The organism is Natrarchaeobius oligotrophus (genome assembly GCF_003841465.1).
Classification (GTDB): Archaea; Halobacteriota; Halobacteria; order Halobacteriales; family Natrialbaceae; genus Natrarchaeobius; species Natrarchaeobius oligotrophus.
Map to the genome: position 1 here is coordinate 301,169 of NZ_REFZ01000001.1, position 25,883 is coordinate 327,051.

At 65.9% G+C, this 25,883-nt stretch carries 30 protein-coding genes; 16 read left to right on the forward strand and 14 right to left on the reverse strand.

The window, feature by feature from the left end; all coding sequences use genetic code 11:
* The first annotated feature begins 137 nt into the window (after positions 1 to 137).
* Complete coding sequence (locus tag EA472_RS01545) at positions 138 to 1,196, forward strand: sensor histidine kinase (protein WP_243637743.1); 1,059 nt, start codon at positions 138 to 140, stop codon at positions 1,194 to 1,196.
* 61 nt (positions 1,197 to 1,257) lie between these two features.
* Here EA472_RS01545 and EA472_RS01550 read toward each other — a convergent pair whose 3' ends face one another.
* A complete protein-coding gene (locus EA472_RS01550; protein WP_124189755.1) occupies positions 1,258 to 2,283 on the reverse strand; it encodes a BtrH N-terminal domain-containing protein in 1,026 nt (341 codons plus the stop codon).
* 531 nt (positions 2,284 to 2,814) lie between these two features.
* Between EA472_RS01550 and EA472_RS01555 the strand changes: the two genes are divergently transcribed.
* Positions 2,815 to 3,279 (forward strand): universal stress protein, encoded by a 465-nt coding sequence (locus EA472_RS01555; RefSeq protein ID WP_124189756.1) that lies wholly within the window; start codon positions 2,815 to 2,817, stop codon positions 3,277 to 3,279.
* Between the two features lie 172 nt (positions 3,280 to 3,451).
* Here the strand turns inward: EA472_RS01555 and EA472_RS01560 are convergent, their stop codons facing one another.
* Positions 3,452 to 4,192 (reverse strand): SDR family oxidoreductase, encoded by a 741-nt coding sequence (locus tag EA472_RS01560; protein ID WP_124189757.1) that lies wholly within the window; start codon positions 4,190 to 4,192, stop codon positions 3,452 to 3,454.
* A gap of 253 nt (positions 4,193 to 4,445) precedes the next feature.
* On the opposite strand from EA472_RS01560, the gene EA472_RS01565 reads away from it, so the two are divergent.
* Both EA472_RS01565 and EA472_RS01570 read left to right on the forward strand, forming a co-directional pair.
* Positions 4,446 to 5,354, forward strand: a complete 909-nt coding sequence (locus tag EA472_RS01565) for an HFX_2341 family transcriptional regulator (RefSeq protein ID WP_124189758.1) — start codon at positions 4,446 to 4,448, stop codon at positions 5,352 to 5,354.
* A gap of 3 nt (positions 5,355 to 5,357) precedes the next feature.
* The gene (locus EA472_RS01570) at positions 5,358 to 5,933 is read left to right on the forward strand and encodes a hypothetical protein (protein WP_124189759.1); all 576 of its coding nucleotides are present in this window, start codon (positions 5,358 to 5,360) and stop codon (positions 5,931 to 5,933) included.
* 121 nt (positions 5,934 to 6,054) lie between these two features.
* Here the strand turns inward: EA472_RS01570 and EA472_RS01575 are convergent, their stop codons facing one another.
* The 4 genes from EA472_RS01575 to EA472_RS01590 form a co-directional block, all read right to left on the reverse strand.
* Positions 6,055 to 7,131 carry a hypothetical protein gene (locus EA472_RS01575; protein ID WP_124189760.1) on the reverse strand — a complete coding sequence of 359 codons (1,077 nt, stop codon included), beginning with the start codon at positions 7,129 to 7,131 and terminating at the stop codon, positions 6,055 to 6,057.
* Between the two features lie 62 nt (positions 7,132 to 7,193).
* On the reverse strand, positions 7,194 to 8,867 hold the full coding sequence (locus EA472_RS01580; RefSeq protein ID WP_124189761.1) for an ABC1 kinase family protein: 1,674 nt from the start codon (positions 8,865 to 8,867) through the stop codon (positions 7,194 to 7,196).
* Between the two features lie 66 nt (positions 8,868 to 8,933).
* Positions 8,934 to 9,368: an Hsp20/alpha crystallin family protein gene (locus EA472_RS01585; protein WP_124189762.1), complete on the reverse strand. Its 435-nt coding sequence runs from the start codon at positions 9,366 to 9,368 to the stop codon at positions 8,934 to 8,936.
* A gap of 167 nt (positions 9,369 to 9,535) precedes the next feature.
* Entirely contained in the window at positions 9,536 to 9,910 is a 375-nt protein-coding gene (locus EA472_RS01590; RefSeq protein WP_124189763.1) for a hypothetical protein, read from the reverse strand.
* Positions 9,911 to 10,007: 97 nt separating this feature from the next.
* On the opposite strand from EA472_RS01590, the gene EA472_RS01595 reads away from it, so the two are divergent.
* Positions 10,008 to 11,294 carry a molybdopterin molybdotransferase MoeA gene (locus EA472_RS01595; RefSeq protein WP_124189764.1) on the forward strand — a complete coding sequence of 429 codons (1,287 nt, stop codon included), beginning with the start codon at positions 10,008 to 10,010 and terminating at the stop codon, positions 11,292 to 11,294.
* A 17-nt stretch (positions 11,295 to 11,311) separates the two neighbouring features.
* On the opposite strand, the gene EA472_RS01600 is transcribed toward EA472_RS01595, so the two are convergent.
* The 5 genes from EA472_RS01600 to EA472_RS01620 form a co-directional block, all read right to left on the reverse strand.
* Complete coding sequence (locus EA472_RS01600; RefSeq protein ID WP_124189765.1) at positions 11,312 to 11,740, reverse strand: SHOCT domain-containing protein; 429 nt, start codon at positions 11,738 to 11,740, stop codon at positions 11,312 to 11,314.
* Between the two features lie 85 nt (positions 11,741 to 11,825).
* Positions 11,826 to 12,170: a hypothetical protein gene (locus tag EA472_RS01605; protein WP_124189766.1), complete on the reverse strand. Its 345-nt coding sequence runs from the start codon at positions 12,168 to 12,170 to the stop codon at positions 11,826 to 11,828.
* The gene (locus EA472_RS01610) at positions 12,163 to 13,050 is read right to left on the reverse strand and encodes a hypothetical protein (RefSeq protein WP_124189767.1); all 888 of its coding nucleotides are present in this window, start codon (positions 13,048 to 13,050) and stop codon (positions 12,163 to 12,165) included. Before EA472_RS01610 ends, EA472_RS01605 begins: the two co-directional genes overlap by 8 nt.
* Positions 13,051 to 13,070: 20 nt before the next feature.
* Positions 13,071 to 13,754 (reverse strand): TetR/AcrR family transcriptional regulator, encoded by a 684-nt coding sequence (locus EA472_RS01615; protein ID WP_124189768.1) that lies wholly within the window; start codon positions 13,752 to 13,754, stop codon positions 13,071 to 13,073.
* Positions 13,755 to 13,806: 52 nt separating this feature from the next.
* A complete protein-coding gene (locus EA472_RS01620; RefSeq protein ID WP_124189769.1) occupies positions 13,807 to 14,085 on the reverse strand; it encodes a hypothetical protein in 279 nt (92 codons plus the stop codon).
* A 171-nt stretch (positions 14,086 to 14,256) separates the two neighbouring features.
* On the opposite strand from EA472_RS01620, the gene EA472_RS01625 reads away from it, so the two are divergent.
* Together EA472_RS01625 and EA472_RS01630 are read left to right on the forward strand one after the other, a co-directional pair.
* Positions 14,257 to 14,652: a 30S ribosomal protein S6e gene (locus EA472_RS01625; protein WP_124189770.1), complete on the forward strand. Its 396-nt coding sequence runs from the start codon at positions 14,257 to 14,259 to the stop codon at positions 14,650 to 14,652.
* Between the two features lie 24 nt (positions 14,653 to 14,676).
* Positions 14,677 to 15,114 carry a DUF7112 family protein gene (locus tag EA472_RS01630; protein WP_124189771.1) on the forward strand — a complete coding sequence of 146 codons (438 nt, stop codon included), beginning with the start codon at positions 14,677 to 14,679 and terminating at the stop codon, positions 15,112 to 15,114.
* Between the two features lie 72 nt (positions 15,115 to 15,186).
* On the opposite strand, the gene EA472_RS01635 is transcribed toward EA472_RS01630, so the two are convergent.
* Positions 15,187 to 15,678: a helix-turn-helix transcriptional regulator gene (locus EA472_RS01635; protein WP_124189772.1), complete on the reverse strand. Its 492-nt coding sequence runs from the start codon at positions 15,676 to 15,678 to the stop codon at positions 15,187 to 15,189.
* A 446-nt stretch (positions 15,679 to 16,124) separates the two neighbouring features.
* Here EA472_RS01635 and EA472_RS01640 point away from each other — a divergent pair, with 446 nt between their 5' ends.
* The 3 genes from EA472_RS01640 to solA all read left to right on the forward strand — a co-directional run bounded on the left by EA472_RS01640 (position 16,125) and on the right by solA (position 18,270).
* Positions 16,125 to 16,568, forward strand: a complete 444-nt coding sequence (locus EA472_RS01640; protein ID WP_124189773.1) for a DUF5807 family protein — start codon at positions 16,125 to 16,127, stop codon at positions 16,566 to 16,568.
* Positions 16,569 to 16,702: 134 nt separating this feature from the next.
* A complete protein-coding gene (locus EA472_RS01645; RefSeq protein ID WP_124189774.1) occupies positions 16,703 to 17,104 on the forward strand; it encodes a hypothetical protein in 402 nt (133 codons plus the stop codon).
* 35 nt (positions 17,105 to 17,139) lie between these two features.
* A complete protein-coding gene (gene solA, locus EA472_RS01650; protein ID WP_124189775.1) occupies positions 17,140 to 18,270 on the forward strand; it encodes an N-methyl-L-tryptophan oxidase in 1,131 nt (376 codons plus the stop codon).
* Between the two features lie 67 nt (positions 18,271 to 18,337).
* Here solA and EA472_RS01655 read toward each other — a convergent pair whose 3' ends face one another.
* Together EA472_RS01655 and EA472_RS01660 are read right to left on the reverse strand one after the other, a co-directional pair.
* Positions 18,338 to 19,258: a TIGR03571 family LLM class oxidoreductase gene (locus tag EA472_RS01655; RefSeq protein WP_124189776.1), complete on the reverse strand. Its 921-nt coding sequence runs from the start codon at positions 19,256 to 19,258 to the stop codon at positions 18,338 to 18,340.
* A 246-nt stretch (positions 19,259 to 19,504) separates the two neighbouring features.
* A complete protein-coding gene (locus EA472_RS01660) occupies positions 19,505 to 21,472 on the reverse strand; it encodes an aconitate hydratase (protein ID WP_124189777.1) in 1,968 nt (655 codons plus the stop codon).
* Positions 21,473 to 21,685: 213 nt separating this feature from the next.
* Here EA472_RS01660 and EA472_RS01665 point away from each other — a divergent pair, with 213 nt between their 5' ends.
* The 6 genes from EA472_RS01665 to EA472_RS01690 all read left to right on the forward strand — a co-directional run bounded on the left by EA472_RS01665 (position 21,686) and on the right by EA472_RS01690 (position 25,693).
* Positions 21,686 to 22,168, forward strand: a complete 483-nt coding sequence (locus tag EA472_RS01665) for a deoxyuridine 5'-triphosphate nucleotidohydrolase (RefSeq protein WP_124189778.1) — start codon at positions 21,686 to 21,688, stop codon at positions 22,166 to 22,168.
* 231 nt (positions 22,169 to 22,399) lie between these two features.
* Positions 22,400 to 22,954, forward strand: coding sequence for a metal-dependent hydrolase (locus EA472_RS01670; RefSeq protein ID WP_124189779.1), 555 nt, complete (start codon positions 22,400 to 22,402; stop codon positions 22,952 to 22,954).
* Between the two features lie 132 nt (positions 22,955 to 23,086).
* Entirely contained in the window at positions 23,087 to 23,551 is a 465-nt protein-coding gene (locus EA472_RS01675; protein ID WP_124189780.1) for a CopD family protein, read from the forward strand.
* Positions 23,552 to 23,747: 196 nt separating this feature from the next.
* Positions 23,748 to 24,182, forward strand: a complete 435-nt coding sequence (locus EA472_RS01680; RefSeq protein WP_207891108.1) for a hypothetical protein — start codon at positions 23,748 to 23,750, stop codon at positions 24,180 to 24,182.
* Positions 24,183 to 24,255: 73 nt separating this feature from the next.
* Complete coding sequence (gene gnd, locus EA472_RS01685; RefSeq protein WP_124189782.1) at positions 24,256 to 25,155, forward strand: phosphogluconate dehydrogenase (NAD(+)-dependent, decarboxylating); 900 nt, start codon at positions 24,256 to 24,258, stop codon at positions 25,153 to 25,155.
* 232 nt (positions 25,156 to 25,387) lie between these two features.
* Positions 25,388 to 25,693, forward strand: a complete 306-nt coding sequence (locus tag EA472_RS01690; protein ID WP_124189783.1) for a HalOD1 output domain-containing protein — start codon at positions 25,388 to 25,390, stop codon at positions 25,691 to 25,693.
* The last annotated feature ends 190 nt before the right edge of the window (positions 25,694 to 25,883 follow it).

Here is a 25,883-nt window from a genome sequence, read left to right on the forward strand (position 1 = left end):
CGGGGCGGGTACGCGAGCGGTCGGTTGATGCGGAGTCGCGGGTCGACTCGAGGTCGGGCGGAATCCGTCTCGATCGACCGATGACCGTCGAGGCGACCTGCCGTCGGCCGATCGCGCAGTCGCAATAATGAAGTACCGTGCATCGTAGACGAGGACACGACGAACGGGGATTCGGGGGGATCACCGAAAGCGGAGAACGGGTGGCGCTCGAGACGATTCCGTTACACTCGACGAATCTCCTCACCGTCCTCGACGAAAACGGCATCATTCAGTACGAGAGCCCCTCGATCGAACGCATTTACGGGTTCGACCAGAACGACCTCGTCGGCGAACAGGTCGCGGACTACTTCCACCCGGAGGATCGCGACCGGATCGTCGAGGCGTTCCAGCTCGTCGTCGCCAGCGAGGAGTACGCGGTCGAGGCCGTCGAGTACCGACACGAGCGAGCCGACGGAACGTACTGCTGGGTCGAATCGATCGCCTCCGCGAATCCGACGCCCGACGGGTTCTACGTCGTCAACACGCGCGATATCTCCGACCAGCGCGAGCGGGAAGCGGAGTTGAGACGCAAGAACGAACGACTGTTGGAGTTCGCGAAGATCGTCTCACACGACCTGCGAAATCCGCTCAACGTCGCTCAGGGGTCGACCGAACTGGCGCGAACGGAGTGCGAGAGCGAGCACCTCGACGCGATCGAATGGGCACACGACCGCATGGAGGTGCTGATCGACGATATTCTGACGCTCGCTCGGACTGGAAATCAGATCGACGATCTCGAACCGGTCTCTCTCGCGGCGCTGACCCGCGAGTGCTGGCGACAGGTGATGACGAACGACGCGACGCTCGTCGTCGAAACCGAGCGGACGATCCGCGCCGATCCGTACCGGCTGCAGCAGTTGTTGGAAAATCTCGTTCGAAACGCGATCGAACACGGCGGTCGTCGAACGACGGTCACCGTAGGCGACCTTCCGAATCGAGACGGGTTTTACGTCGCGGACGACGGGCAGGGGATCCCGAAGTCGGCGCGAAACGCCGTCTTCGAAACCGGCTACTCGACGTCCGAGAACGGAGCCGGCCTCGGACTGCGCATCGTCGAGCAGATCGCTCTCACACACGGGTGGGATATTTCGCTGACCGAAAGCGACGCGGGCGGCGCACGGTTCGAATTCACCGGCGTCGAGTTCGACCGGTCGTAGGCGTCTCGCGTTCGTCAGTTCGAGCGCTCGTCGGCAACGCACGACGGTCGAAACTCGCGCATCACGCCGACTCGAGCGCCGCGAGCAAGTCCTCGTACAGCCGCTGTTCGCGGTCCGCGAGGTCGTGGACCGTCTCGGCGACGTCGGTCAACGTCGGACCCATACGCTCGGTATCCGGACGCTCGCTCGCCGCTTTGAGCGTCTCCCCGGCGTCCGTCCAGTCGGCGGCGATGGCGTTCATCCGCTCCGTCGCGTCGGCGGGGAGCGCCGGCCCCGACCCGTCGAGTGACTCGAGAAAGTCGGCGTACAGCTGTCGGAACGCGCCGCCGCCGGTTCCTCTGCGTTCGACGTTCTGATAGGCAAAGCGGACGCTCCACTGCGGATCGTCGAACTCGACCCAGGACGGGAGTTCGTCGGCGAACCGCCTGACACCCGCGAGTCCCTGGGTGCCGAAGTTACCGTCGGGCCCGGTTGCCCGATCCGCATCGAGCATGGTTCGAGCCATCTCGGCGACGGCGTCAGGCGCGGCTTCCTCGAGCGACCGGCCGGGCTCGGGATCAGTGACGACGAGGTGACGGTTCGAGAGCGGAACTCCGTGCGTCGAGTTCATCGCCTGCCGAAGTCGCTCGAGGGGAACCCGCTGGCGCTCGTCGAACTCGGTGTCGGAGAGCACGGCGGTGTCGCCGCCGTCCTCGAGGCCGACACAGAGCACCGAGTGGGGCCCGAAGTGGGTGTCGCTCCCGAAGTAATCGAGGTAGTAGATGTCCGTAAAGACCATCACCGGATCGCCGGCCGCGAGGGAATCGCGGAGCCGTCGACGGACCGTCCGCCAGCCCTCCCCCTCGTGGCGGTCGACGCCGATCTCGAGCAGGTCGAAGAACGTCTCCTCGATTCGCGGCGGTCGGCCGATGAATCCGCGGTGAGGGCTCTCGGGCAGCTCGAAGTAAGTGAATCCGAGCCCGGCGGCCAGCCCGAAACACGTCTCCTCGTCGCACCCCCAGCCGTAGTGGGTGGCGAGGTTGCGAAGCGACGTCGATCCGCAGTGACGGCCGGTTCCGTGGGAATACTCGGCAATCGTCGCGTCCATGTGGAGTCGTGACGGCGACGGCTCAAGAACGGCACGGAAGGGGCGATCCGCTCGTCGGGTGCGAGTTGACGTTGCGTCGGGGAAAGGGTCGAACGCGGATCGACGTCGTCACGGCAAGAGACGTGAGCGGATCGATCGGGGGCGTGCAGAACCGGTTCGTAATCGTCGTCGGTCCCGATCGACTTCTCCACCCGGTCGAAAACGGGGTCGGAAACCGACTCCCGCCGGGACCGAGTGCTCGGTGAGTGTATAGTAGCTACGGAAAGTCGGTGCGCATCCGATCGCGAGACGGCGGAATGGTCGGTGTACAAACAGCTTCAGTTGTTACGATCGGATCGACGATTCGGCGACCGTGGCCGCTGCACCGTTCCCGGCGTGACGGATCCAGCGGTCGTCTCGCCGTGATCGCAAACGTCGAAAGAGTTGCCGATCCACCGGGCATTCGGGCGATCCGACCATATCCGTTTCGAGTGTTCCCAACTCGTCCGAGCCGTGCGGAAATTTAAGCAGGAAACGACCGTACTACCAGCCATGACGGACCACGTTCTCGTACCCGTCGACGACTCCGACCGATCGACCCAGGCGCTCGAGTTCGCGTGCCGGGAGTATCCCGACGCCACGATCACGGCGTTGCACGTGGTCGATCCCGGCGACTTCCACGCCGCGGTCGGGCCCGAAGGCGGCGCGATGGCGGACCACGACGAAATGCAGAAACGCTACGAAAATCGGGCCGAATCAATCCTCGAAGACGCTCGCGAACTCGCCGCCGAGTACGGTTGCGACCTCGAGACGGAATACCAGATCGGCGGCGTCTCCGGATCGATCGTCGAGTACACCGACATCTCTCGATCGATCGTCGAGTACGCCGACGAACACGACGTCGACCTCATCGCGATCGGTAGTCACGGCCGAGCGGGCGCGAGTCGCATTCTGCTCGGCAGCGTCGCGGAGACCGTCGCCCGTCGGTCGCCGGTTCCGGTCGCGATCGTCCGGTAACGTCTCGAGAACTGCGCCCGGACCGAGCGGTCGGGAGGGTGAAAGTTCTCCAGCGGTTTACCCGAAATGCGGCGCGCCCGTAAGGTGAGCTACCGACTCCCCCGTGATATCCGCGTTCTGTCGCCGCCTTTCGGGTTTCGAGGGAGGTCTCACCGCCCGATGTTTCGGGCGCTCAGTACTCTTCGAGGCTGTTCCCATCGGGCGTTGCAACGAACCTGTCACCGTTTTCCCCCTTTCCGGCCGCGAGTTGGATGCCCGGTTCGGTCATGACGCTCGCCGACTCGTGGTCGAGTTCATCGGCTATTTGCGAACGAGATGAAGTAACGACGCCCCCGCCGGGAGGTTTGAACGTGAGCGATTCGACACCAGTCCCGTCCAGTTCGAGCGATACCGTTTCGTGAAATCCCTCGAGCCCCCACTTGGACGTGACGTATGGCGCTCGCCCCGGGACGCCTTCTTCTCCCCTCCCCGACGAAATGTGAATGACCCGTCCCGATCCTTGCTCGAGCATGGGCTCGAGCGCCGCTTTTGTCACGAGAAACAGACCCCGAAGGTTCGTATCCAGGATCGCATCCCAGATATCGATCGGAATGTCGACGACGTGGTTAGTGTCGGCTTCCCCGGTAATCGTGTGTTGGGTTAAAGCGGCGTTGTTAACGACGACGTCTATGGTTCCGAACCGATCGATCGTGGTATCGATCGTATTCGTCACGTCATCCCACTGTTGAATGTCGCCGGCGATCGGGACCGCTCGCCCCGGACCGTCCATCGAATCGGCCGCTTCTCGCAAGCGACCCTCGGTTCGTGCGGTGCAAATTACGGTCGCACCTTCGTCGACGAACCCCTCGGCCATTGCTTTGCCCAGTCCCGCGCTTGCGCCGGTCACGACGATAACCGTGTTCTCCAATCGCATGGTAGTGGCGTGATAAGGCCTTTCTCTAGCGTATTAAACGTGTGTGAAAAGTTCCGGCTCGAGACCGTTGAATCAAGCAACGAACAGTCGAACCAACGGAAAGACGTGTTGGAGGCGAATCGATAACACTGCGGTCCACAATCGACGGTATAATTCGTCCTTCCCAGAAGTGAGAAGTCGGCCGAGTTGGCGCAGATAGATAGCGTTCCGCTGGATCAACACTGTTACGGCGTCTTCCTCGCAATAGGGACGTATGCAAACCCACATCGTTCCGGTCGGCTTCGACTACGACCGGCTGATCGCGCCGCTCGTTCGCGATCAGATCGACGTCGACAGCGTCATCCTCCTCGAGGGAGCCGTCGGAAGCGAGGCCAACGTCGAGTACTCCCGCCACCTCTCGAAGAAACTCGAGACGGACTTTCGGAATTTGCTGGGCGCAGAGACCGACCGGTTCGTCCTGGAGGACGTCTACGACTACGACGAGGCCTTCGAACAGGCGTACGACCTCATCACCGTCGAACTCGACCAGGGCAACGAGGTGTGGGTCAACGTCGCCGCGATGCCGCGAACGGTGAGTTTCGCGTTCGCAAACGCCGCCCACTCGCTGATGGTCGAACGCGAGGACGAGCGCGAGCAGATTCACACGTACTACACGGCACCCGAGAAGTACCTCGAAACCGAACTCGCGGAGGAACTTCGCGAGCAGATCGCCTTACTCGAGGACCTCGAGGGCGGTCCGGACCCGGAGACGGTCGACGGCGACCGGATCGAACGCCGCCTCGAGAGTGCCCTCGACCTGCTCTCGGAGTTCGACGAGCGGGGAACGACGATCGGGGCGAAAGAGATCGACGGTCGCCACATCGTCGAGTTGCCCGTGGCGTCGTTTTCGAACGTCAAACCCTTCGAGGAGCTCATCCTCTACAAGCTGGGCGAAGACGGCGAGTTCGCTTCCGTCTCGGAGCTCGCCGAATCGCTCGCGCGCGAGCTCAACGAGGAGTACACCGACAGCTTCCGATCGAAGGTCATCTACAACGTCGATCGGCTGGGTCCGGGCGGCAAGGGCTACATCGAGCGCGAGGAGCGCGGCAAGTCCTACCGGACGCGACTCTCCCGAATCGGCGAACTGTGGGTTCGGGCGCACTCGGACAACGATCGGACGTAACCGATGTCCCCGGCTCCGGCACCGACGGACGCCGCTATTCTGTGGATCGCCGGCCTGGGCGTCGTCGTCCTCGCGGGCCTTCTCGTCGGCTGGCGCAGGCGGACGACGGGAAGTCGGCGCGCGCTCGCGAACGAACTCGACGATCGCTTGGCGGAGTCGATTCCGACCGGAACGGCGTCGCACCTCGAGCGATCGCCAACCGTTCGCCGGCTGGCGGTCGCAGACGTCGATGTCGAGGACGGATCGACCGAGACGTTCGTTCCCGTCGTCCGCGTCGCCCTCGGAACGAGCGATCGGCCCGGAACCGAACTCGCCCTGGAGTACGTCGCCGAAGTGATCGAGACGATCCACCCCGTTTTCCGGGAGCGAGACGAACGCGTCGACCGATACGACGTGGAGTTCACCTTCGGCCCCGGGGGCCTGGTCGTCTCCGGGGAGTGCCGTCGCGTCTCCGTCCCTGCCGATCTGGCCGACCGGCTTCTCGAGGACGAGCGCTATCGCGCGTTCGACCTTCACCGGGACGTCGACCGCGACGACGGCGAGACGGCGACGCTGTGGGGACGGTGTCTCGAATACTGACGAGCGCAGGCTCGCGCCGCGCGGAACGGCGACGACGACTCGCATCGCGGCGTCACCCTCGAGACCGCCCGGCCGGTCGGCCGTCCGACCCGCGGATCGCGGTCGACGCGACCTCGGACGACTACCACCGGAAGCCGACGGGGTCGGCCGGCGGCTCGAGCGGACTCGAGGGTAACCCGTCGCCGACGGTCGGATCGTTGAAAGCCCGCGGCGCGACGTCGTTCGGCCCGTCCGGGTAACGAAGCGACGCGAGCAACTGGAGCTGGCCGCGGCCGACGCCGAGTTCGAACTGCCCGCCGCCGTACAGCCGAATACCGCGTTCGTCGCAGTGGGCGATGGTTTCGAACAGCGACTCGAGGGAGCCGAACCGGGACGGTTTGACGTTGAGCCAGCCCGGCTCCCACGGGAGCGCCTCGACGTCCTCGAGGCCGTGGATCGGCGCGTCCCAGGCGACGCGCTCTCGCACGTCCGGCCGATCCAGCAGCGGTTCGGTCTCGTCGGTCAGGGCGGGGTCCTCGACGACTGCGTCCGGGAACGACTCGAGGACGAGGTCGTACAGCGCCGGATCGGCGGGAACGTCGACCTCGGTCCCCTCGTACTGTCCCTTGAGGTCGAGGATGCGAACGGCGTCGGTTCCGACGGACTCGTGGATGGCGTCGACGAGCGCGTCGTCCCAGTCGGGCGTCGGATCGAGTTTGAATCCGATATCGGGCACCCGTTCGCGAAGGCGCTCGAGGCGCTCGACCGTCGGCGGATCGCCCAGGCGGGTGCTGGCGACGAACCGGACGGACTCGAGCGTCCGGTCCAGGTGACTCGCGAGATCGGACTCGGCCTGCCGGAGGGCGAGGTCGAGCGCCGCGCTCTCGAGTCCCCACCGGCGGTAGTTCCGAAAGACCTCGCGGTCGGGATCGCCCGCGGGAAAGAGGTCGATTTCTTCGAGGCGCTTCGAGAACGTTTCGAGCGTGTACTCGCCGGTCAGATCGGGGAGACCGACCCGGGCCAGCGCGTCGTGTTCGTCGGCCTCGTACGTGACGTCTTCCCCGATCCCCGTCACCTCGTCGCCCGATCCGCCCGCCGGTCCGACGAGCGCGATCTCCGTCGTGACGCGCGTGAACTCGCTCGAGGTCTCCCGCTCCCGGCGATCGGTCGAAACCGACTCGATCTCGAGCGGGAGGTCCGCGATCCGATCGTCGTACATAGCGGATACTCGCGGGCCAGCGAGAAGAGCGTTTCACCGGGGCGGAACTCCGCGGACGACGGTCACTCCTCGCGACGCTGGCGCTGGCGCAGGTTCTGTCGCGTGAACTGCGGTTTCACGCGCGTCGCCCGTCGGGTGCGGAAGCTGCGGTAGAGCTGGATCGTCACGATCACCGAAAACGCCGCCGCGACGATCGACGCCTGCGGCGCCTCGAGCGCGTAGAGAACGCCCATCGAGAACAGCGACATCGTGAGCAACATGCCGTAGATCAGCCGCTTTGCGAGCTTGTCGAAGACGTTCTCCGAGTCTTCGACGCCGATGCGGACGAAGAGGTCCTCGCGGTCGAGGCGGTCGAGCGCTCGTTCGGCTTTCGGGGTGATCCGCGTCAGGGACTCGCCGGTTCGCCTGAGCTGTTCGCCGGTTTCCGAGAGATACTGTTTGATGGACTCCTCGCGGTAGCCCTGTTCGGTGAGGTAATCGGTCGCGGTCGCGATGAAATCGAAGTCCGGATCGAGGGTGACGCAGACCCCCTCGACGACGGTGGCGACCCGGAGGACGAGCGCGAGGTTCTTCGGCAGCCGAAAGGGAAAGACGTAGATGGAGTCCTCGATCTGGCCGACGATCTGGTTGATGCGGTACTGCTCGACGTCTTCGCCCCTGGCGTCCTGGATGGCGATCTCCATCACTTCGGCCATCACCGCCCGGTCGGCCTCGGGCGAAAGCGTCCCGATTTCGACCAGCACGTCGAGGATGGCGTCGATGTCCTGGTTGGCGACCGCCACGTAGAACTCGACGATCTTGTCCTGGACGAACTCGTCGACCCGACCGGACATCCCGAAGTCGTAGAAGACGATCCGGCCGTCGTCGGTCACGGCGAGGTTCCCCGGGTGGGGATCGGCGTGGAAGACGCCGTCGTCGACGATCATCTGCAGGTAGGATCGCTCGAGGTTCTCGGCGATCTTCGTCCGGTCGATTCCGCGCCGTTCGAGTTCCTCGACGTCGTTGATCTTCGTCCCCTCGACGTACTCCATCGTGAGCACGCGCCGACAGGAGTGGCTCTCGATAACCGACGGGATGACGAACCGGTCGTCGTCCGTGAAGTTCGAGCGGATTTCGGTCAGCATCTCCGCCTCGCGCTCGTAGTCCATCTCCTCGCGGATCGTCTTCGAAAACTCGTCGGCCAGGTTCTCGAGCGAGAACGACCGGGATTCGTCGACGAAGTACAGCAAGAGCGGAAGCGACCAGTGGATGACCCGCAGGTCGGCCTCGACGAGCTCCTCGACGCCCGGCCGGCGCACCTTCACCGCGACCTCGCGAGTGCCGTCCGGACTCGTCGCGGTCGATCCGTCCCCGTCACCGGGATCGAAATCGCTCGCGGCTTCGTCTGCGATCCGGGCGCGGTACACCTGTCCCAGGCTCGCGCCGCTGATCGCCTCGGTGTCGAACGCCTCGAATCGGTCGTCGACGGGGCCGAGTTCCTCCTCGAGTACGCGCTTCGCGCCGGCCCACTCGGCCGGCGGCACGTCGTCTTGCAGCGCCGAGAGCACGTCGATGTACGCCGGCGGCAACACGTCCGGGCGGGCCGACAGCAGCTGGCCGAGCTTGATGAACGTCGGACCGAGCGTCAACAGCGACTCGAGCAACACCTCCGCGCGGTGGCGGTGGGTCTCGTGGTCGACCCGCCGCGATCGACCGAACAGCAGGAACCGGCGGCGATCGCGGGCGTAGGCGAGCAACAGCGGGAGGAACTGCCACGCGACCAGGACGAACCGCTTGTACGCGCGGAGTGAAGCCAGTCTCGTTCACCTCGGTTCGGTACGCTCCTCGTCGTCGGCCGGTCGGCCGTCACCGGCGCCCTCGCGGTCGTCACGTCCGGACGACGAGCGGTCGACGACGTCGATCGTCGTCTCCCCGTCGGTCGACCGCTTCGGAACCGTCACCTCGAGGACGCCGCGGTCGACGGAGACGTCCGTCTCCTCGGCGAGCGCGTCGTCCGGAAGCGGTACCGACAGATCCAGAAAGACCGACCGGTTCTCCTCGAGGTAGCGGTAGTCGTCCGAGAGGTCCTTTTCGCGCTTTGCATCGATCGAGAGACGGCCGTCCTCGATCGAGAGGTCGAGCGAGTCGGCGGTCACTCCCGGTACGTCGAGTACGAGCAGGTAGGCGTCCTCGCTCTCGAGGAGATCGAAAAAGACGTCTTCGGAGAGCTCCCGCAGCGCGTCGCGCAGCGTTGACATGGATACAGGTTCGAACGCCGATACGAAAAAGCCCGCGGTAGCGGTGAGGCCGCGGAGCGGAATCGACGCTCGTGCGACCGGGTTCCCGGCGGGTTGACGTGTGACGGATCCGTCACGGTAATCCACCGCAGTCCGCCCGTTCTCGTCGACGGTGACTCGACGACCGATCACGAACCGAGGACGTCTCTGGCGACCGCCGCAACCAGCAGCACGCAGACGACGACCATCACGCCCTGGGAGGTGGCCGCGACGACCGAGTCGACGGAGCCGCCGGTTGCGAGCGCGATCACGTCCGGAATTCCCCGGGCCGAGCCGAGGATTCCGAGGACCGCCAGCGCACCGATGCCGTAGGTCGTGAGTTCCGGTCGATCGAAGCGTCGACCTGCGGTGCCGAGCCCGACGAACACGACGCCGAAAAACGCCGGAATGAGCGCCGTGACGCTGGCGAAGTCGGTGAGGGCGTACGCGCCCAGTCCGAGGACGACGAGGACGGCTCCGAGAACGATCCCGCTCGCGGGGGTGATCCGATCGGTATCTGCCATATCCCTGTATTTTCGTCGACGTGTGAACTATCTTTGGCTCGCGCGTCGAAACCAACCGATCCCCACGCTTTTTGCGCATGCCGAACCCAGTCAGGGTATGAAAGGAGCCGACAGCGAGCGCACCGACGCCGGGTTCAAAGTCCGGACGCCGGTCGACGAGGCGCGCGCGATCCTCAGGAACGCGGTCGCGCCGTCCGACGACGCGTCCGAATCGGGGCCCGTCGGTTCGCCGAAAACCGGAATCGAGTCCGTCGACCTCGAGCGGGCCGACGGCCGCGTGCTGGCCAACCCGGTCGCGTCGGCGCGAAACGTCCCCCACTACAGGCGGGCGGCGATGGACGGCTACGCCGTTCGGGCCGAGGACACCTTCGGCGCGAGCGATCGCTCGCCGGCCGTGCTTCGAACCGCCCGAGACGACGGTCTCGATCCGGGAACCGCCGTCCGGGTTCACACCGGAAGCGCCCTGCCGGACGGCGCGGACGCGGTCGTGATGATCGAGCGGGTGACGGAACTCGAGGCGACCGGCGAACTCGAGGTGGCCGACGCGGTGGCCGAAGGCGAGAACGTCGCGCCGGTCGGCGAGGACGTCGAGGCGGACCAGCACCTCTACGACGCGGGCCACCGGCTTCGGCCCTCCGACCTCGGTCTCCTCCGATCGGCCGGCTACGCCCGGGTTTCGGTCGCAAAGCAGCCGACGGTGGGCGTGATTCCGACCGGCGAGGAGCTCGTCGACGGCGATCCGGGACCCGGCGAGGTGATCGAAACGAACGGGCTCACCGTCTCACAGCTGGTCGAACGCTGGGGCGGGACGGCGACCTACCGCGACGTCGTCACCGACGATCCGGAGGCGCTCCGGGTCGCGATCCAGCGCGATCTGACGAAAGACGTCGTGGTCACGACCGGCGGCTCGTCGGTGGGCGAGCGCGACCTCCTGCCGGAGGTGATCGACGTCCTGGGCGAGGTGCTCGTCCACGGAGTCGGGCTCAAACCCGGTCACCCTGTCTGTCTCGGCGTCGTCGAGGAGACGCCGGTTCTCGCGCTTCCCGGCTATCCGGTCGCGTGCATCGTCAACGCCGTCCAGTTTCTCAGACCCGCGCTTCGGTGGCTCGAGGGGGCGACGCCCGAAGCGCATCCGACGACGAGCGCACGACTCGAACGAAAGATTCCCAGCGAGCCGGGCACCCGCACGTTCGCCCGCGTGCAGCTCGAGGATCGCGACGGGGACGACGAGCCGCAGTTCGCGGCGATCCCGACCCGCGCGAGCGGCTCGGGCGTGCTCTCGAGCGTCGCGCTCGCGGACGGCTGGGTCGTCGTCGACGACGATCGCGAGGGGATCCCGGCCGGCGAGACGGTCGACGTCGAGAACTGGGAGCCGACGGCGTGAGGTGGCGAAGCGACGAGCTATCGTCGATCTCGACTCGTCTCCCGCGAGGCGTCGGACTCGAACCGATCGTACCGACTGCTCGAGCCGTCGGACTCGAGCAGTCGATCGAGTTCGCGCTCGAGTTCGGCCTCGTCGATCTCCCCGTCGACGTACCGTTCGCGCAGGCGATCCCGCGGATCGGTCGTGGCGGTTCGCCGCTCGCGGTCGGTCGACGAGCGGGCGGTGCGCTCGGCGTCCGTCCGGTCGTCGCGGTCGCGAAACAGCGAGACCAGTCCGACGATCGCGAGCACGCAGACGGCCGCGACGACGGCCATCACGACCAGCGAAACGACGGTCGCGACGACCGAGAAGACGATCCCGACGATCGTCGCGACGACGCTCAGGACCAGTATCACGAGCGCGAGCGCGGCGAGTCCCTTGAGGAGAAGCGTGCCGAGACGTCCCATACGGAAGGTACGGTCGGAGGAACCAAAAATCTCACCACGGTCAGCTACCCGCGCTGGACGGATGCGACGAGGACGCGACGGGTGATCAGGAGTCGTTCGAGCGGGGCTCGTCCGGCGGCGTCGCGGTCGGCTCGGTTCGGTCGGAGAGGCCGATGAGGTAGACGTCGAGGAGACAGACGAGCACCACCGCGAGCGGAACGGCGACGTCGACGTAGTTGACGGCGTCGAACTGCAACGCGGTGACGACGAACGGTTGGCCGGGCTCGAACGCGCCAGCGAGCGTTCGGGCGCTCAGAGCGCCGAGTGCGAGGACGTAGAGTGCGAACCAGATCGCGCCCCGTTTCCACAGCCCGAGATAGCAGTGCCCGAACCCGGCGGCCAGCGCCGACAGCGGATACGCCACCCAGATCGGGCGCGTCAGTTCACCCATCGTCGCACTCTCCGTGCTGGAACGGAATCCTCGTTGCCCACTCGAGGCGGGCGACGGGCGACCGCTCGTCGCGACTCGTCTCGAACGGGCGGTCGCGGTTCAGTCGCTCGATCGCCTCCCGCGCCCGCTCGAGGTGTCGCTCGCGTTCGCTCGAGGGCGTTCGCCGAGAGCGGTCGTCCCCGACCCGTTCGGAGTCGTCGACCGGAGCCGACGGCGGTGCACCCGACAGAATCCGCGTGACGTCCCGTCGCGACACCTCGCCGGTGGACGGATCGGCCGCGAGCGCGGTCGCCAGCGCGCGACCGTATCGTTCGATCGCCGCGCGGGTTTCGTCGGACGAGCCGACCGCCGCCGCGCCGAGTTCCCCCGCCGTCCCGACGAGCGTCCCGGTCGGCGCGAACTCGGCGTCCGCGTGGGTCGATTCGTTCGCCGCGCTCGCCAGTAGCTGCGTGGCGAGCTTCGTCGAGCCGCCGGTCAGCACCCGATACAGCTCGAGCGATCGGTCGGCTGGAACCGGCGCATCGGCGAGCCGTTCGTACGCGTCGGCGTGCAGGTAGTCGCTCGCCAGCACGGCGGCGTCGCGGACCGTCGGTCGGTCGTACCGATCGCTCGTCAAGAGATCGAGACGGATCGTCACGTATCCCTCGAACGCCGAGACGGCGTTCGCGACCGGCTCGACGATGTGGCTCACTTCCGTCTCGGAGAGCTCCGGTGCAGTGCGTCCGCCGAGTTGGCCGGCGAGCGTACAGAGGGCGACGGGGAGGGACCGATCGCGCGGGGACAGCGCTTCGGTGACGATCGTTCGGACCGACGGCGAGAGCTGCGTGAACGACCGGTCGAGAGGGGCGAAATCGTCGTGGATTGCGGTGTGTTCGCTCATGGGGGCGGGCTGGTTGGTAGTTACGGGCCGGTGGAGTCGTCGACGTCAGAGCCGATCGGATCGACGGCGTCTCGAAACGACGGACCGTCGTTCGGCGGCCGCTCGGTCGGGAACGAGACGCCGTCGACGAGGAGTTCGTCGATAATCCGGGCGATCGTCGCCGAACGCACGGCGTCGAGGTAATCGCCGCGGTCGAGGGTGAGCTGTCGGACCCGAGCGCCGTCGATCGCCGCGATCAACAGCGCAGCCGTCTCTTCGGAGTCGTGGTCGACGAACTGACCGTCGTCGACGCCCGCGTTCAGGATGTCCTCGAGCGTCGACCGCAGTCGGTCGTCGATCTTGCGCAACTGTTCGCGGTAGCGGCTGTTGTACGGCGCCTGCGTCCGAAGTTCGAGCATCGCGGCGTGAAACGATCGGCGATCGTCTTCGTCCGATCCGTAGAGGTACCAGTCGAGAAACGTCGCCAACCGCTCGATCGGCGGCCGGTCGTCGAACCCCGCGGCCCGCTCGTCGAACTGCTCGAGCAGGTACTCGAGAAAGTCGACGACGATGTCCTCTTTGGAGTCGTAGTGATAGAACAGCAATGACTTGCTCCTGTCGGTCCTGTCGGCGATGTCCTGGGTGGTGAGGTCGGTGTAGCCACGTTCACAGAGCGCCTGGTAGGTCGCGTCCATGATCGCGTTCCGAACGTCGGCGGCCGTCACTACTGACTCATTGGTCAGTGGCGGATAAAAGGCATTTCGTTGCCGGTGATTGTCACTTCTTGAATCGCCGCACGCCGAACTGGTCGTACGCACCGTATGCGACCTCGAGCGAGCCGATCCACCAGTTCCACCGGTCGACGGGAGTGCCGTCGGGTGCGTCGGCTAGTTCCGCGACGACGACGTCGTTCGTGAGCGGAACGCCGACGTCGTCGGCGTATTTCCCCGAGTCCGCGAGGTCGACGGCCTGGCGGACGACGACGCGGGATTCGCCGTCGGTTCCGCCGAACTCCGCGCGCAGTCGGGTCTCGAGTCGTCCGGGATCGATGAACACGACCGACCGTACGACGGACCCGTACTTGACTGTTGTAGCGCCGACCGGACGCGGTGATCGCGGCCCGACCGGACGCTCCGGACGGAGGTTCTCGAGCGAACGCCGCGAACGACGGCGGAACCGTCGGCGGGAAACGATGTTCTTTTGAGCGACGGCCGTCTCCCGTCGACCATGGCAAGTTTCACTGTCGTCGTCGGCGATCCGGATTCGGGGTCGTCGTACCAGCTCGAAGCGGAAGAACAGGACGCAAACCGGTTCATCGGCAAGGCGATCGGCGAAGAAGTCGACGGCGGTGCGGTCGGTCTCGACGGCTACACGCTCCAGATTACCGGCGGCTCCGACGACGCCGGTCGTCCTCTCAACGGCGACGTGGCCGGCGCGAGCCTGAACGAGGTGCTGATGGAGGGACGCCAGACCGGCTACCGGCCCTCGCGCGACGGCGAGCGCCGACGAATCACGGTCCGAGGCCGCGAGATCTCCGACGTCGTGGCACAGATCAACACCTCGATCGTCGAGCGCGGAAGCGCCGACGTCGAGGAGCTGCTTGGCGACGCCGACGACGAGTAACCGAACGCGATTTTCCCACATCCGATGGCAGACAGAGTTTCGAGCGATCATCCGTCAGTTCGAACGGTTCGCGCGACGTGTACCGAAACGTCGACCGACAGCGCACTCGAGATACCGGCCGACGAGAGCGACGCGATTCCGGTCGAGGAGGTCGTCAGGTTCGTCCTCGACGGCGAGGAGTGCTTCGGCCGAGCGACGCGTTCGCTGGGGAACGACGGGCTCACGGTCTACGGCGTCTACGAGACGCCCGACGCGGCCAGAGATCCGGGTTCCGCCCCGAACCGGCTCACCGACTGGATCGACGCCGAAGACGTCCGGACCGGCGGTTCGATCCTGGTCGACGTCGTCGAGCCCGATTTCCTCTACGGGCTCCGCACGCCGGGTGAGACGGCGTACTACGACGCCTACGAACCGCCGAGCGAGAGTTTGAGCGAGATCGCGAGGAGTCTCGAAGATCGCTGATCGGCCGCCTCCCTCGAGTTCGCCCGGCCGGAAACCGATTCGCACCGACGGTGAAAGCGCCGATCGACGGGTTCAGCGACGCGAGAGGAACGCGTACAGGAGGAGTCCGAACGCCAGATGCTGGATCATCGACTGTTCGATCGTCGACGCAACGTACTCCTCGTCGGCGATCGAGTACTCCTTCGTCCGAACTTTGGCGTGCATCGACAGCACGTCGTCCGCTTTCAACTCGTGAAGCGACGGGTAGATCGTCCCGGGGCTGAGCGTGGTGTCGAAAAACCGGGTCAGATCCGAGATGAGTTCCTCGCCGTGCGTCTCTTCGCGCAACGCGATGAGCATCAGGAGCACTTCCTCGAGGTTCTCCTTGACGATCTCCTCGTCGAATTCGACCTCGTCGGTCGGGAGCGTTTCCGTCACCTGATCGATCAGTTCGCCGAGTTCGCGTTCGACCGCCTCGACGGACCCGTCTGTTTCACCGAGGGAGCCCGATTCCGACGCGTCTTCCGTCGCTGCCCTCGAGAGTTCCTCGAGTACGGATTCCGTGGTAATTGCATCGTTGTGCATTGACGATCACTGATAGGGGGGTTTTCGTGAACGGACGCCTTCTCGTCACCCGCCAGCGGGGAAGAACCGAGAGGCCTATTCACGACTACTGGATTTCTGGCACTACCACCTATTAAACGACAGGGTGCTGCCCAGAACGTTCAGTAATAAATAAAGTATCTCGAGAGAACATAATAACGAATCGACGGACAGAAAAAACACACCGCCAGCAAACAGCGCAGCAATATTGAACATTGATCAACAAATCTGGCTCGAAATATATTGATTGGCCACAAGTGATGTAATTTCGAGGTTATGCATACTTGTTTTGGCCAAACGGCCGGACGAACAACCAGTTTTACAATGTCCAGGAGCGACAGCCAATGCTAATTATCGATCGCCCGGAGCAGATTTTCGGTGACGTGCGAACGACGGTCTTTTCCCTCCTCGAGCGGCAATTTGGACGTATGACGACCCCACGAGAGGAGTTTCTGGCTGGCGAGCGACTCGACGACGTCGCCCTCTATCTGGCCGACTCGTACGTCTCCGACGATCGACTCGAGCGGTTCGGCACTCGCGTCGACGACGGCGTTCTCATCGTCGTCGACGGCGAGCGCGGACGAAACGCGTTTCGTGCCGCGACCGGAACCGGGGCGATGGAGTTCGCTCAGTCCGCGATGGGACTCGAGGGGATCGTCGACGACGAGCTAACGGATGGGCAGTGTCCGGAGGCACCCGGCGACGACGATCACGAGGTGCAGTTCGTCTTCGCGTTCGCGGAGGAACGAAACGAGGACGTCGGCGGCATCTACGCCGAGGGGGACGTCGTCCACGCCTACGCCCGGTGTTCGTGTGGAACCGCGTACTCCGATCGGTGGAACGTCGCGCCGGCGGAGCGTCAGCGGTCGTAGCGAACCGCGACGCAAGCGGGGTGTGGACGTCAGCGCGGCGAACCGAACCCGTCGTCGCCGGGACGCGGTCGCCGGAACTCCTCCCCGGCAATCGCCCCGAAAAACACGATTGTCCGGATCGTCGTCGCAAACCTGTGAGCACCGACCCCGACGAACTCGAACTCACAGACGCCGAAGAACAGTCGCTGCACGACCTGCAGCTTGGAATCGAGTATCTCTATTGTGCGTACGGATCGCTGCTCGAGTTCCACCACCAGCTGGGCCACGCGATGGATCGGATGGACGACGCCGAGAGCGCGCTTCGCGACGACGGTCACGAGAGGTGGGCCGACGAGCTTCGAGACGACCACCTGCCCGCGGGGACGATCAGCGACCAGTGGACGTTCGAACTCGTCGAGAAGTTCTCCCACGAGTTCCTCGACGACGTCGACGCGTTCGAACGAACGGTGCGAGGCGAACTCGCTGACGGCGTCGATCACGTGACCGAACGCCGTCGGAAACGCCGGCTGCGCGAGCGGGCACGACGAGACGAGTAACAAGGGTTTTCGAAGAGCCGACCGTAGCCCCCCGCATGAGCGAACGGTACGACGCGATCGTACTCGGGGTCGGCGGGATGGGGAGCGCGACGGTCGCACACCTGGCGACGCGCGGCGTCGACGTCCTGGGCCTCGAGCGGTACGACGTCCCACACGCCTACGGCTCCTCGCACGGCATCACGCGCACCTTTCGACTCGCCTACGCCGAAGATCCGGCCTACGTCCCGCTGTTGCGACGGGCGGAGACGCTCTGGCGCGACCTCGAGGACGAACACGACCGACAGCTGCTCTACCGGACCGGCTCCGTCGACGCCGGACCGCCGTCAGATTGGCTCGTGGAGGGCTCGATGCGCTCCTGTGAGGAACACGACCTCGAGTTCGAACGCCTCTCGAGCGACGACCTCGCAGAGCGGTTTCCGGGCTTTCGGTTGCCCGAGGAGTACGAGGCGATCTACCAGCCCGACGGCGGCTTTCTCCGACCCGAGGAGTGCACCGTTGCACACGTCGATCGCGCACACCGCGCCGGTGCGACGATCCGCGCGCGCGAGCGAGTCGTCGACTGGCGACCGACCGACGGCGGCATCCGGGTCGAAACCGACCACGGCGCGTACGAGGCCGACCGGCTCGTGATCACCGCGGGACCGTGGGCCGCCAACTTCGTCGACGTCCTCGAGGGGATCGCGGTCCCCGAACGGCAGGTGGTCACGTGGCTCCAGCCGAACGAGCCAGACTACTTCGAACCCGAGCGATTTCCCGTCTGGAATCTCGGTACCTCCGACGGCCGGTTTTACGGCTTTCCCGTCTTCGGCGTTCCCGGATTCAAGTTCGGCCGGTATCACCACCGCGAGGAGTCCGTCAACCCCGACGCGTTCGAACACGAGCCCACCCAGGCCGACGAGCGACTGCTCAGGCAGTTCGCCCGCGAGTACTTTCCGGACGGGGCCGGCCCGACGATGCGCATGGAAACCTGCCTGTTCACCAACACGCCGGACGGTCACTTCGTCCTCGACACCCTCCCCGAGCACCCGCAGGTCGCCGTCGGTGCCGGCTTCTCCGGCCACGGGTTCAAGTTCGCCAGCGTGATCGGCGAGATCCTGGCCGACCTCGCACTCGAGGGCGAGACCGACCACGACGTCGACGCGTTCTCGATCGATCGATTCGAGTGAGCGACGTCGCGGGCCGACAGAGCGGTCCGGGTGAGCGTCGTCGGTCGAATCCCGAACGGAACCGGCGTCAGCGCTCGTCGAGGATCTCGTCCGCGAACGTCGTCAGGGCACGCTCGGGGTCGTCGCCCTCGAAGCCGACGATGACGTGATCGAGTCCGTACTCCTCGAGCCGGCGGAAGTAGCCGCGAACCCACTCGACGCCCGCGCGGTAGCCGAGGTGCAACGGCTCCGGTTCGGCAGCCGGATCGTCGGCGAAGGCGAGTCGGACGGCGATGACGAACGGTTTCTCGCCCGCCAGTTCGCGCCAGTCGGCGAGGTAGCTCTCGAGCGTTCGTTCGGGCAGGTGATAGAAGAGCCAGCCGTCGCCGCGGTCGGCGATCCACTCGCGGGACTGACGCGAGTTGCCGGTCGGCAACAGGGGGATCGTTCCGGCGGTCGGCTTCGGAACGACGTCGAGGTCGCCCGCCAGTACACCCCATTCGCCCTCGAGTTCGGGAAACTCCTCGCGCCAGCACGCCTCGACGGCGTCGAAGCGCTCGCGAAAGATCGCGCCGCGATCGTCCCGGTCGACGCCGAAGGCGGGATACTCCGGGTCGCGATCGCCCGAGGCGACGCCGAGGACGAGCCGGCCGTCCGAGAGCCGATCGACCGTCGCGGCCGACTTCGCGACGTGGATCGGGTGTCTGAGCGTCAGCACGACGCTCGCGGTTCCCAGTGCGACGTCGTCGGTGTGGGCGGCGACGTGAGAGAGCCACGGCCAGACGTCGTAGGTCTGGCCCGCGTCGCCGAATCGCGGCCAGAACGTCGGTACGTCACGCGTCCAGAGCGCGTCGAAACCGACCGCTTCCGCGCGCTTTGCGAGTTCGACCTCCGCGACGGGATCGGGCGTCGATCGATTCGTCCCGGTCAGCGGAAAGACGGCACCGACGGTCAGTCCTTCGCGGTCGAACAGCCGCCGGTAGCCCGCGTTCTCGCGTCCGGAAGGCATTCGCTCGAGCTACCGACCGGATCGACAAGTCGCTGTCGCTGTCGGCTTCGTTCGAAGGCCGACGACTCGACAACCGTTTCGCCTCGGTCGACCACAGAGAACCGCTCGAGACCCATCGCCGTCGGGTACTGACGGCGTCGAAAAATATCGAAAACGGACGGGGTCGTCGGAGGTTTGTCGTTCCGACGCGCCGGTGCAACCCGAACGGCTCGCGGTTGCGCCGACAACGACGTTCGACAGTCCGTCTCAGTCGTCGGCCGGTGCCGCGCCGCTTTCCTCGGCCTGTTCTTTCGTCCAGGCGAGCTTGCCGCCGGCGGCGAGGATGTCGCGTTCGCGCTCGGAGGCGTCGAGCGTCGCGGTGTACTCCTCGTCGCCCACGCGGACCGTGAACTCCTCCTGGCCGCTGGTGACCGCCTCGTAGACATCGTCGACGATCTCGATCTCGTCGCCCTGGTCGATCGACTCGTAGGTGTCCTCGTCGATCGTCAGCGGCACGATGCCGAAGTTGAAGAGGTTGGCGCGGTGAATGCGCGCGAAGCTCTGTGCGAGGACGCCCTCGATGCCGAGGTACATCGGACAGAGCGCGGCGTGCTCGCGCGAGGAGCCCTGGCCGTAGTTCTCGCCGGCGACGAGGAAGCCGCCGCCGGCCTCGAGCGCGCGCTCGGCGAAGGTGTCGTCGACGCGGCTGAGGGTGAACTCGGAGAGTTTGGGGACGTTCGACCGGTACATCAGGATGTCCTGGGTCGCCGGGATGATGTGGTCGGTCGTGATGTTGTCCGCCATCTTGAGCAGCGCCTCGCCCGAGATGTCGGAGCCGAGCTGGTCGCGGATCGGCACGTCGCCGATGTTCGGCCCCTTGATGAGTTCGTCGTCGACGGCCTCGTCGGGCGCGATGAGGTCGGTCTTGGAGCCGTCGTACTCGTCGGGGAGTTCGACGCCGGGGTCCTCGAGGTCGTCGAGTTCGTCCGCGAGGTCGCGCGGATCGACGATCTCGCCGGCGAGCGCGGCGGCGGCGGCGACCTCGGGCGAACAGAGGTAGACGTTGTCGTCCTCGATTCCCGAGCGACCCTCGAAGTTGCGGTTGAACGTTCGCAGCGAGACGGAGTCCGAAGCGGGCACGTGGCCGATGCCGATACACGCGCCGCAGGTGGCCTCGGAGAAGTTGACGCCGGCAGCCATCAGCTCGGCGACCCAGCCCTCGCGGGCGAGCATCTCGGAGGCCTGCTTCGAGCCGGGCGCGATGATCGTCTCGGTCTCCATCGAGGTTTCCCGGCCCTCGAGCATCTTTGCGACGGGGAGGATGTCCTCGTAGCCGCCGTTCGTACAGGAGCCGACGATGACCTGCTCGACGGACTCGCCTGCGACCTCGCGGACGGGCACGACGTTGTCCGGCATCGACGGCGTCGCGATCAGCGGCTCGAGGTCGGAGAGGTCGACGACGATCTCGTCGTCGTACTCGGCGTCGTCGTCGGGCTGGAGCTCGACGTACTCGTCGCCGCGACCGACGCGCTCTAAGTAGTCCTCGGTCCGTTCGTCGGTCGGGAAGATCGACGTCGTCGCACCGAGTTCCGTGCCCATGTTGGTGATCGTCATCCGCTCGGGCGCGGTCAGCGTCTCGACGCCGGGGCCGGTGTACTCGAGGATCTTGCCGACGCCGCCTTTGACGGAGAGGCGTCGAAGCATCTCGAGGATGACGTCCTTGGCGGTGGCCCACTCGGGGAGTTCGCCCTCGAGGCGGACGCTGACGACTTCGGGCATCTCGATGTAGTAGGGAGCGCCGCCCATCGCGACGGTGACGTCGATGCCGCCCGCGCCGATGGCGAGCTGACCGAGGCCGCCGGGCGTCGGGGTGTGGGAGTCGGACCCGAGAAGCGTCTTCCCCGGTGCCGCGAAGTTCTCGCGGTGGACGTTGTGGCAGATACCGTTGCCGGGGCGAGAGAAATACGCGCCGTAGGTGCCCGCGGCGGAGCGAAGAAAGCGGTGGTCGTCCGTGTTCTTGAAGTCAAACTGATACGTCTGGTGATCGCAGTACTGCGCCGCGATCTCGGTCTGGACCTCGTCCAGTCCCATCGCTTCGAACTGGAGCCAGACCATCGTCCCGGTCGTGTCCTGGGTGAGGACCTGATCGATCTCGATCCCGATCTCCTCGCCGGTTTCGAGGTCGCCCTCGACGAGGTGATCGTCGAGAATCTTCTCGGTGAGAGTCTGTCCCATAGCACCTGAAACTCGGCCGGCCGTCCTGATAAATCCAGCGTGTTACTATGACGATCAACCGTGTTAATTGCGACCATTACGGTAGTGTTCGAGCAATTCTTGCCGATCGACCGCGACGCCGTCGCCGTGCTCGCGCCGGGACGTTCCGGCGAGTCGAATCCGAGCCGAACGGATACGCTTTTCTCGACACCACCCCCTGTTGGGGACACCGCAATGTTCCGTTCCGGTGCGTTCGTCGCCGACCACGTCTCGCCGACGACCGACGACCAGGTCCAGCCCAACGGCGTCGATCTGACGCTCGACGTCGTCTTCGAGCAGCTCGAGCCGGGGCGAATCGGCCGCGACGGCAAGCAGATCGGCGACCGCGTCGCCCGCCCGCTCGAGGAACTCGAGATGAAAGATCCCGACACCTACTACCTGCCGACGGGCGCGTACATCGCCCGCTACGGCGAGCGGATCGCGATCCCGGAGGGACACGTCGGCTTCGTCTACCCGCGCTCGTCGCTGATGCGAAACTCCTGTATGCTCAACACGGCCGTCTGGGACGCGGGCTACGAGGGCCGCGGCGAGGGACTGTTACAGGTCCACCACGACGTCGAGATCGAACGCGGCGCCCGGATCGCCCAGCTCGTCTTCGCCGAAGCCGACCACGAGGACGTCTACGACGGCAGCTATCAGGGCGAGAACCTCGAGTGACGTGTCACCCCGGTCACGTCGCGTTCGTCTCGGACGGTCTCCCGTACCGACGTCTCGAGCGACCGCCGAACGGCTCGTCGCGCTCGGGAAACGACCGACGCCGGTCAGGATCGAGCGGGCGCGATCTCGAACCCGACTCGCCGCCCTCGGTCGAACCGGAACGGTGCGGTTCGGCGTCTCGCTTTTTGTCCGCGGGATCGAACTGACGGGTATGCCCGGTGAGCCCACTGCATGATGGCGACCACGCACGTCTTCGTCGGGCTCGCGGCCGTCGCCCCGATTGCGTACGCCGCGCCGGAGCTGTCGACGCCGCTCGCCGCCGGAGCGATCCTCGGCGGTCTCGCGCCGGATCTCGACCTGGTCTTCGAGCACCGTCGAACGTGTCACTTCCCGGTCGTCGGCGTCGCGGTCGCCGCCGTCGCCGTCGGGGTTGCGCTCGTCGCACCGTCTCCGTTCGCGGTCGCTCTCGCGGCATTCGCCGCCGTCGCCTGGATCCACGCCGCGAGCGACGCCATCGGCGGCGGCCCGGAGATGGACCCCTGGAACGATCGGACCGAGCGGGCGGTCTACGATCACGTTCGCGGTCGCTGGATCCGCCCGCGACGCTGGATTCGCTACGACGGCGCACCCGAGGACGCCGCAATCGCGACGGCGTTTGCCGTGCCCGCCCTGCTGGTCTTCGACGGCTGGGTGACGGCCGCCGTGATCGTCGGGCTCGCGACGTCGTTCGTCTACGCACTGGTTCGTCGTCGGCTGGTCGCGTGGACGCCGGAGTGGCTCGAGTGAGACCGCGACGATCCACGGGTTCGCCGCGTCTCGAGGCGAGCGTTCGTCCGTCGGTCGACCGGTCGGATCGCGTGACGGTCGCAGTCGGCTGCAAGTCGGAACGCTGATACCATCGCCCGCCAAGCGACGGACATGGTCGATACGTTCCTCGTCCAGACGACGCACCTGGTGTTTGCGGCCATCTGGGCCGGCAGCGTCTTCTACGTCGCGTTCGTCGTGTTGCCGCTCGCTCGAGACGGCGCGTTCAACACGACGAAGCCGCTCGAGGTCATCTCCGGAAAGCTGACGACCATCTCGCGCGTGAGCGCGCTGGTCCTGTTGCTCACCGGCGGCCACCTCGCGGGAACGCGGTACACGAGCGAGAGTCTGATCGAGACGACCAACGGCCAGCTCGTCCTCGTCATGGTCGCACTCTGGCTCCTCCTGGCCGCGCTGGTCGAGATCGGATCGAAACGACTCGAATCCGGACTCAACGGGAAGAAGCTCCGTGAACCCGCAGCCGACGCGCTGGGACTGTACCGGACGGCGGCGGTCGTCGCCGTTTCGTTGCTCGTCGTTGCCGGCGCGATTACGACTAACGTCCAGGCGCTGCTGTGATTCGACCGTGACCGTCGCGGACGCCCCATTGCAACGCCTCGAGCGCCACCCTTCGCCGGGAACACGCCTCGAATGCGAGGTCTCCAAACCCGCCTACTCGTTCGTCGACGAACGTATGATTTCCGGCCAACACGTCAACGGAAACCGAACATTCTTGCGAAAGATACTTAATCGGTTACTGTAACGTACTCCCATGATGCTCAGGGGGAAAGACATGGCGCTCTCGCTTTTGGCCGTCGGCACGGCGGCGGTCGCCGGCTACGTGCTTCGCTCGAGTCGAACGCGAACGGGCGATTCGCGCTCGAAGGCGGACCTCGGCGCACGGATCGTCGCCCGCGAGGAGATTCCCGCCGACGCGACCGTCGTCGACGCCTCGTCGCGACGACTCGAAGAGATTCCCGGCGCGCGACGCGCCATCGAACGGGCGGTTCGAAACGGCGCACGCGAGGAGTGGGAGCACGTTACGCTCGAGCGAAGCGGTGCCTGGTCGGTCGTCGACGCGGTCCGCGGCTCGCTGCCGTACTACGACGGCACCGACGGGGAGTACAACGGCGTCTACGTCCGCTACGAGGATCGGTTTCTCGTCCTGGACGCCATCGGCTGGGCGCGCCTCGAAGACCCCCTCTACTGACGCGTTTCTCCACGCCGGCCGATCGGCCGGGAAAATCACAACCACTACCTCGGTTCCCCCGCGAGCTATCGATATGCAACTGGGCGTAATCGGACTCGGACGGATGGGCCAGATCGTCGTCGACCGCGTTCTCGAGGCGGGAACCGACGTCGTGGCGTTCGACCTCGACGCGGAGGCCGTCGCGACGGCGGCCGACGCCGGTGCCGAACCGGCGGACTCGATCGCTGACTTCGTCGATCGGCTGGGCGAGACAAAGCGGATCTGGCTGATGGTTCCCGCCGGCGAGGCGGTGGACGCGACCCTCGAGGAACTCGAGGCCCACCTCGACGCGGACGACGTCGTCGTCGACGGCGGCAACTCCTACTTCGAGGACACCGTTCGTCGCGCCGAGTCGTGTCCCGCGGCCTACCTCGACTGTGGTACCTCCGGCGGACCGGCGGGTGCAGACCTCGGCTTCTCGCTGATGATCGGCGGCCCCGAGTGGGCGTACGACGAACTCGAGCCGGTGTTCGACGCGGTCGCGACCGGCCCGGACGGTCACGAGCGGATGGGACCGTCGGGATCCGGCCACTACGTCAAGATGGTGCACAACGGCGTCGAGTACGCGCTGATGCAGGCCTACGGCGAAGGGTTCGAACTGCTCGCCGAGGGGCGGTACGACCTCGACCTCGAGGCCGTCGCCTCGGTCTGGAACAACGGCGCGGTGATCCGGTCGTGGCTGCTCGAGCTGTGCGAGGAAGCCTTCCGTGAGGAAGGGTCGGACCTCGGCGACGTCGCCGACCGAATCGAAGGCGGATCGACCGGCACCTGGACGGTTCGGGAAGGACTCGAACAGGAGGTTCCGCTGCCGCTGATCTATACGGCCCTCGGCGAGCGGTTCGGCTCGCGCGCAGACGACGGCCGGTTCTCGCGACGGCTCGCGAATCGGCTTCGGTACGGGTTCGGCCGCCACGAGGTTCCGCGCAGGGAGTGACGGAGAGACCGACTGAGCGGTGCAGCGTCCGCGTGCGAACGCGACCCGAACCGACCGCGACGTCGGACCACAACACGTATATCGATCCCTGCCGAAGCCGGGACTGACGTCGCCGTTCCGGGAGCGGCCGCCGATCGGAACGAGTCCGCGGGTCGAACTGTTCTTTCCTCGTGGGAACCGGGGCTGGAATATTGAGGTATCTTCTTTACTACCGCTCTCGAGACCACCAGTTATGAACTCTCACTCCGCGTCGACGACGGTAACCCAGGAACGGTCGCCGAGTATGGCCGTCGTCGACCTCGTCGCCCGGGTGGAGGGCGTCGATCCGATCGAGCTCGATCCGCTGTACGGATCGATCGATCCGGACGTTCTGGATTCGCTCTGTGCGTCGAGCAACGGATTCGACACGCTCGAGTTCGTCTACGCCGGACGAACGATCACGATCGAACGGACGGAGGACGGACTCAGGATCTCGGTCGCGGACTCCGTCGTTGGGACCGACGCGGTCGGCGTGGCCGACACCGAGTCGTCGACGTGACGCGGGACGGACCGCCGTTCCGACGAATTGGTGCAACAGCGAGCCGCCTCGAGATCGCGCGATTCGAAACGCGAAGCGTCTCATCACGACGCGGGAGTGAAGCTGCCGCGAGGTCCGCGAATCCGAGGAGTCGCTCGATCGCGAATCGCCGCGATTTCGAACGAACTCGAGGCGCACGGTCTGTTCGGCC